Origin of the sequence: Streptomyces orinoci (assembly GCF_003121295.1) — a bacterium.
Taxonomy (GTDB): Bacteria; Actinomycetota; Actinomycetes; order Streptomycetales; family Streptomycetaceae; genus Streptomyces; species Streptomyces orinoci.
In genome coordinates this window covers 1-5,058 of sequence record NZ_PHNC01000025.1, presented here as the reverse complement: position 1 = coordinate 5,058, position 5,058 = coordinate 1, and the positions used below count along the sequence as shown (strand labels likewise).

5 protein-coding genes are annotated in these 5,058 nt (G+C 71.5%); 4 read left to right on the top strand and 1 reads right to left on the bottom strand.

Annotated elements, in window-relative coordinates; translation table 11 throughout:
- Positions 1–24 precede the first annotated feature (24 nt).
- From CV755_RS14520 to CV755_RS14510, 3 genes are all read left to right on the top strand, one after another.
- On the top strand, positions 25–369 hold the full coding sequence (locus CV755_RS14520) for a sodium:proton antiporter (protein WP_109280661.1): 345 nt from the start codon (positions 25–27) through the stop codon (positions 367–369).
- Between the two features lie 9 nt (positions 370–378).
- Positions 379–2,160, top strand: coding sequence for a complex I subunit 5 family protein (locus CV755_RS14515; protein ID WP_109280660.1), 1,782 nt, complete (start codon positions 379–381; stop codon positions 2,158–2,160).
- A gap of 72 nt (positions 2,161–2,232) precedes the next feature.
- Positions 2,233–2,637, top strand: a complete 405-nt coding sequence (locus tag CV755_RS14510; protein WP_109280659.1) for a ChaB family protein — start codon at positions 2,233–2,235, stop codon at positions 2,635–2,637.
- 174 nt (positions 2,638–2,811) lie between these two features.
- On the opposite strand, the gene CV755_RS14505 is transcribed toward CV755_RS14510, so the two are convergent.
- On the bottom strand, positions 2,812–4,389 hold the full coding sequence (locus tag CV755_RS14505) for an MFS transporter (RefSeq protein WP_109280658.1): 1,578 nt from the start codon (positions 4,387–4,389) through the stop codon (positions 2,812–2,814).
- Between the two features lie 144 nt (positions 4,390–4,533).
- Between CV755_RS14505 and CV755_RS14500 the strand changes: the two genes are divergently transcribed.
- Positions 4,534–4,944 carry an SHOCT domain-containing protein gene (locus CV755_RS14500; protein WP_109280657.1) on the top strand — a complete coding sequence of 137 codons (411 nt, stop codon included), beginning with the start codon at positions 4,534–4,536 and terminating at the stop codon, positions 4,942–4,944.
- Positions 4,945–5,058: the final 114 nt, after the last annotated feature.

Here is a 5,058-nt window from a genome sequence, read left to right as displayed (position 1 = left end):
AATCGAGGGCGGGGAGGAGGAAGCGTGAGCGTACTGCCCTATCTCATCGCCGGGTGGATCTTCCTCATCGGCGTCCATGGCATGGCCACCAGCCGCAATCTGGTGCATGCGGTGGGCTGTCTGTCGGTGGCCCAGTCCTCCACCTATGTGCTGCTGATGGCCGTGGGCTACCGGCGGGGCGGCAGCGCCCCGGTCTTCTCCGATGTGCCCACCACCACCATCACTGTGGACCCGGTGGTGCAGGCGCTGGCCCTGACCGATGTGGTGGTGGGCGCCACCGTCACCGCGCTGCTGCTGGCGCTGGTGGTCCAGGTGCAGAAGCGCCACGGGACCATCGACCCCGATGAGTTGTCCGAGCTGAAGGGCTGAGGCAGGCGGATGGGCCGGATGCTCCCTCTGATCGTGGTGGTGCCGCTGCTGGGCGCCGCCCTGCTGGTGAGCGCGGGCCGCAGGATGTCCCGGCCGGTCGCCGAGACCCTCGCCTGCTGCTGCGCCGCGGTCTCCACGGCCCTATCGCTGGCCCTGCTCGCCCGGGGCGCCCCGGAAGTGGAGTGGGTGGGGGACTGGCCCCCGCAAGGCGGGCACAGCGTGGGCATTGTACTGACCGGCGACCGCACCGGGCTGGGCCTGGCCGCGCTCACCTCACTGCTGATCGTCTCCGTACTGGCCTATTCCTGGCGCTACTTCGACGAACCGCCCCGGGGGCACGCGGGCGCCTTCCCGGCGCTGATCCTGCTGTTCCAGGCCGGAATGTGCGGCTTCGCTCTGACCGGTGACCTCTTCGATGCCTTTGTCTTCTTCGAGTTGATGGGTGTGGTGGGCTACGCCCTGACCGGCTACCGGGTGGAGCAGGCCCGGCCGGTGCAGGGTGCGTTGGCCTTCGGCTTTGTCAACTCCCTGGGCGGCTATGCCTCCTTGCTGGGCATCGGGCTGCTCTATGCGCGCACCGGCGAGCTGGGCATGGCCCAGGCCGGGCGGGCGCTGGACGCCGCCCCGCACCGGGACGCGCTGGTGCTGGCCTCGTTCGTCCTGGTGCTCACCGGGCTGCTGGTGAAGGCGGCGGCGGTGCCCTTCCACTTCTGGCTGCCGGACGCCCACGCGGTGGCGCCCACCCCGGTGTGCATGCTGCTGTCCGGGGTGATGGTGGAGATGGGCGTCTATGGTGCGGCCCGGGTGAGCGTCACGGTCTTCGGCGGGCCGGGCGGCATTCCGGCGGACGAGGTGAAGCGGGCGCTGCTGGTGCTGGGGGTGGCCGGGGCGCTGACCGGGGCGGTGATGTGCTGGCAGCAGCGGCATATCAAACGACTGCTGGCCTTCTCCACGGTGGCCCACACCGGGCTGTTCCTCACCGGGGTGGCGCTGCTCAGCCCCGGGGGCATGGCCGGGACCTCGCTGTATGTCCTGGGCCATGCGGGGGTCAAGGCGGCGCTGTTCGCCTGCACCGGTGGGCTGCTGGACCGCTACGGCAGCGTGGACGAGCTCCAACTGCACGGCCGAGGCCGGGAGTTGAGGCTGGTCGGGGTGCTGTTCACGGTCGGCGGACTGGCCCTGGCCGGGCTGCCGCCGTTCGGTACGGGCCTGGGGAAGGCGCTGGTGGAGGAGCAGGCCGGCTGGCTGCCGGTGCTCTTTGTGGTGGTCTCGGCGGTCACCGGGGGCGCGGTGCTGCGGGTGGCGGCACGGGTCTTCGCGGGGGCCGGGGTGCCGGGCCCGGAGCAGTGCCCCGAGGACGAGATCTCGGGGGAGGACGAGGAACCCGAGACCGGCGAGCCGGTGCGCAGGCCGCCCTGGCCGATGATCACGGTGGCCGGGCTGTTGCTGGCCGGGGCGCTGGCGGTGGGCACGGTGCCGGGGCTGGCCCGGGGCGCCGGGATCGCGGGGGCGCACTTCGCGGACCATGCCGGGTACGCGGCCGTGGTCCTGGACGGACGGCACTGGCCCGCCACCGGACTCCCCGAGGTGGCCTGGACCTGGCAGGGCGCCGCTCTGGGGGCACTGTCCGCGGCACTGGCCGGCGGGCTGGCGGCCCTGGGCGTACGGCGCCCGGAACCGTCCCTGCCCGGGCTGCGCCGGCTGCGGCATCTGCAGTCCGGGCATGTGGGCGACTATGTGGCCTGGACGGCCGCCGGGATGGGACTGCTGGCGGTGCTCGCCCGGTGGTGAGCGCTGGCACCCGGGGCAGGCGGGTAGAAGACTGGCCGTTGAGAGCGGGACTCCCCTGGGAGGTGAGCTGTCATGCCCGGACGTGAGGAACTGCCGTCCACGCTGGCGCGGTCCAAGGAGGATGCCCAGCGCACCTGGATCAAGGCCCATGACGCGGCCGTGGACCAGTACGGCGAGGGCGAGCGGGCACACCGGGTGGCGTATGGCGCACTGAAGCACTCCTTCGAGAAGGTGGGCGACCACTGGGAGCGCAAGGAGGGCGGCCGCAAGGGCCCGTCCGACCCGCAGTCGGCGACGCCGCGCTCGCGGCAGGAACGCAGCGGGGAAGGGGTGGACGAGCAGGCGTCCAAGCGGCACCTGTATGAGGTGGCCCAGCGGCTGGGGGTGGAGCATCGCTCGCAGATGAGCAAGGGCGAGCTGCTGGAGGCGATCCGCAAGGAGAACCGTTCGCGGACGCGGCGGGCGCGGGAGGATTAGGGGGCGCCTCCTAAGGGGTGCGGGGTGCCCGCTCCATGCGGCTCCGCCGGGTGGGCTGACATGGGTGTCTGCCGATGGCGGTTGTCGTTCGGCCGCGGGTTGTGGGTGGCTGGTCGCGCAGTTCCCCGCGCCCCTGAGTGGCGTACCCGGCGAGGTACCAGTGGTCGTCGTCGTTCAAGGCACGGGCTTGACGCTGACCGGAAGGTGGCGGGTGAAGGCGAAACCGGCCAGGGTGATGCCCGCGGTCGCCAGGATGGCCGCCTTGAGGCTGTCGAGCTGGGCGGTGGCATAGGAGTCGGCGACCGCCTCCGTCTCGGACGGCGGGAGCGAGGCCCGGCGGGCGGCGTCCCGCACCTGATCGGTGCTCACAAAGCTGACCCCGGCTTCCATGGCGATCCCGGCCTGCCGCCGCGCCGCTTCCGAGATCCTGGGGTTGCCGGCGATCTGGGTGGTGAAGGCATGGACCAGGGCGCCGATCAGCAGGGAGCCGATCAGCGCGGTGCCCAGCGAGGAGCCCAGATTCTGGGCCGTGTACTGCAGGCCCCCCGCCTCGCTGCGGTCCCGCTCCCCGACGCTGGACTGCACCACATTGCCCAGCTGGGAGGCGAGCAGCCCCATGCCCACCCCCAGCACGCCCATGGCCAGACCAAAGGCGAGGTTGTCGATCCTGGGCTCGATGGTGGCCAGCAGCCCCACCGACGCCCCGAGCAGCACCAGCAGACCGCAGCGCACCACCGTCCGGGGGGAGGCGAACCGGCCCAGCAGCGGGCCGGTCATCGCGGACGCCAGCATGGTCAGCGAGACGGGCAGCAGCCGCAGCCCGGTCTGGAAGGCATTGAAGCCCTGCACAATCTGCAGATAGAGCGGGATGACGAAGAAGAGCCCGAGCAGCACCAGGTTCTGGCACAGCAGCATGGCCAGTCCGGCACGCAGGGGCGGGACGGCGAACAGTGACAGCCGCACCAGCGGTTGCCGTCCATGCGCCGCCCGTCGCCGCTCCCAGGCGGTGAACAGCCACAGCAGGGCGGCGCCCGCCGCGATCACAAACAGGGTCGGGGAGAAGCCGAGGACGGTGAAGGGCGGATTACGTGGCTTGAGCCACCCCCAGGAACTGCTCTGCAGCACCCCCAGCACCACCAGCGCCAGACCGGCCGCCGACAGGGCGACCCCGGTGTGGTCGAGTTTCGTCCCGGGCTCCGGTGGCACATCGGGGACCCAGCGCAGCAGGCACAGCATGGCGATGACCACCACCACCTCGCCGGCGAACACCAGCCGCCAGGTCAGATAGGTCGTCACCCAGCCGCCCAGCAGCGGGCCGACGGCGATGCCCGCACCGGCCAGTCCGCCGATGACGCCATAGGCGGTGGACCGGTCCCGTCCCTGGTAGGCGCCCGCCACCAGGGCCGCCAGCGCCGGCAGCACCAGGGTGGCGCCGAGCCCCTCGATCACCGACCAGCCCAGCGCCAGCACCCACAGCGACGGCGCCAGGGAGGTGAGCGCCGAGCCGGCGCCGTACACCACCAGCCCGGCCGCGAAGGTCCGGCGGCGGCCGATGGAGTCACCGAGCTTGCCGCCGGTGATCATAAACGCGGCCATCACCAGGGTGTAGAGGGTGATGACGGCCTGGACCGCGGTGACCTCGGTGTGGAAGTCCTCGACCAGCCTGCTGATCGAGACGTTCATCACCGAGGTGTCGAGGACCATCAGGAATTGGGCCGTTCCCAGGACGGCCAGGGCCCGCCAGCGCTTCACGCCTGCACCCTAAGACGACGGTCCGCCCGGCCCGGCCCGCGGCGCGCTGGGCGCCCCCGGCGTGCTGGGGGCGGCCCGGGTGCGATCACCGCTGAGCGCTGGTGACGATGGAGAGGTGGCCGTACCGAAAGGGGGACCGCGACCATGAGCGGATACCTGAACCTGGCCTACGACTATCCCTTGCTGAGCACCTTCTGGACGATCCTGTGGATCGTGCTGTGGGTCTGCTGGTTCTTCCTGCTGTTCCGGGTGATCACGGACATCTTCCGCGATGACGCGCTGAGCGGCTGGGGCAAGGCCGGCTGGCTGATACTCACCCTGGTGCTGCCGTTCCTGGGCGTCTTCATCTACGTGCTGGCGCGCGGCCGGAGCATGGGAGAGCGGGAGCGCAGCCATCTGCGGGCCCAGCAGGAGGCGATGGACCAGTACATCCGGGATACCACCGGCGGCGGCCGGAGCGAGATCGACGAGCTGCGGACCCTGTCCGACCTCCGCAACCGAGGCGACATCACCGACGAGGAGTTCCGCAGGGCCAAGGAGAAGATCCTGCACTGACCCGCCCCGCCGGTTCCAGCCGCACCGCCCCCACCGACGGCTCCACCAGGCTTCCCAGGTAGAGATGCTCCCCGTGTTCCACGGCGCTGGTCACCGTGCGGTAGCCGGTGCCGG

What these genes read in the sequence shown, in the direction of transcription:
- CV755_RS14515 (WP_109280660.1), top strand. Translation starts at nt 379, where the DNA reads ATGGGCCGGATGCTCCCTCTGATCGTGGTGGTGCCGCTGCTGGGCGCC.
- CV755_RS14510 (WP_109280659.1), top strand. Translation starts at nt 2,233, where the DNA reads ATGCCCGGACGTGAGGAACTGCCGTCCACGCTGGCGCGGTCCAAGGAG.
- CV755_RS14500 (WP_109280657.1), top strand. Translation starts at nt 4,534, where the DNA reads ATGAGCGGATACCTGAACCTGGCCTACGACTATCCCTTGCTGAGCACC.